At 59.0% G+C, this 1,512-nt stretch carries 2 protein-coding genes; both read left to right on the top strand.

Going from position 1 to position 1,512, the window contains the following annotated elements:
- Positions 1-1,091 (top strand): VWA domain-containing protein (locus ABX749_RS32545; RefSeq protein ID WP_372899700.1); only part of this gene is annotated, 1,091 nt, incomplete at its 5' end.
- Between the two features lie 19 nt (positions 1,092-1,110).
- The coding region (locus tag ABX749_RS32550) for a hypothetical protein (RefSeq protein WP_372899701.1) at positions 1,111-1,512 on the top strand (402 nt) is incomplete at its 3' end.

Genomic DNA, 1,512 nt, shown 5'->3' on the forward strand with positions numbered 1-1,512 from the left:
ATCGCCGTGCGGAGCTGGAGCAGCAGGCCTTGCACGAGCAGCTGCGAGCGGACGTCGACTCAGCCTCGTTGATCTGGAAACCCGTTGCACTGATGCGGCTGTGGTGGTTCGAGCGGCGTGAGGGATTGGTGGCACAGTTTCGAACCAGCGGATTGAGCATCGCCTTGCATGTCGCGTTGTTGTTGCTGTTGTCGACCATCTTCTTGGTCGAGGAGCAAATCACCAAGCCGGACATCATCACCGTCTCCACCGCCGTCGAAGATGCGATCGAAGAAGTCGTGATCGAGCAGGTCGAGTTGGAGGTGACCGAACCGGTTGACGAGGTGGTCGAAGAAGTCAGCGAGTCGATCGAAGTGCTGTCGGAAGTCACCGAACAATTTGTGTCGGTCGACTTGAGTGACTCCTTTGACGGCAATCTGCTCGCGGCGCCGGCCAGTTCCTCCGGCGATGGCGAGGCGATGGAAAAACCGGCCAAAGCCAAGGTGCAATTCTTCGGTTCAAAGACCGAGGCAATTGATTTTGTGTTCGTGATCGACAATTCCAACAGCATGACGCAGGGGCGTTTCGAAACCGCCCTGAACGAACTGGTCAAAGCGGTCGACAAGCTCAACAAACGTCAAAAGTTCTACGTGATTTTCTACAGCGACACCGCCTATCCGTTGTTTCATCCCTACGCCCCAAAAACGCTGGTCCCCGCAACGCCTCAGAACAAGCAACTGCTGGTCAAGTGGTTGCAAACTGTACCGCTGTGCCTGAGAACCAACGGCAAAGAAGCGCTTCAGCTCGGGTTCGACCTCAATCCCGACGTCATGTTCGTGCTCGGCGACGGAGCGTTCACCGACGGAGCCTCCCGGTACTTCAGCGAGCGACCGAACAAGAAAGTGGTGGTTCACACCCTGGGGATGGAGGTCAGCGGAAAGAACGCGCAAACGTTCAAGCAACTTGCCGCCAAACATCGCGGCACCTACCAAGACGTCGGGGTTCATCCGCAAGCCGCACTGATCGCCAAACAACTACCTCGCCCACGACTGAAAACCAGAAACGGGTACTGGGGATTAAAATTGCCGGCTAACAACAAAAAGATGCAGTAGCTCCGAGTGTGGACGCCGAATGACTGATCCCCCTTCCTGGCGCTCGCGTGCAAAGACTTTGGCGCCCGGACGCTCGGCCAAAAAGCAGGCGACCAAGCCGGCCGAAAAGCCGACTGCGAAGCCGCAGGCCGAAAGCACGCCGGAACCACGCGCTGAGCCCGCCGCAGCCGACGCGTTGCCCGCAGGTTGGCAGACGCTCGACGCGACGACGGCCATGGAATTGCTGTCGACGAACACCGGCTCCCCAAGCGATGCCGCCGACACCGATGCCGCTGCGGCCAATGCGTCTGACACCGATGCGTCTGACACCGATGCGTCAGACGACCAGGCAACGTCGTCGCGGCGCCGACGCAGACGGTTTTCATGGGTGGAATGGACCGGAATCGCGGCCGTCTTGGGATTGCTGATCGCTGCGATGCTG

Source organism: Stieleria sp. (genome assembly GCF_041595215.1).
Lineage (GTDB): Bacteria > Planctomycetota > Planctomycetia > Pirellulales > Pirellulaceae > Stieleria > Stieleria magnilauensis.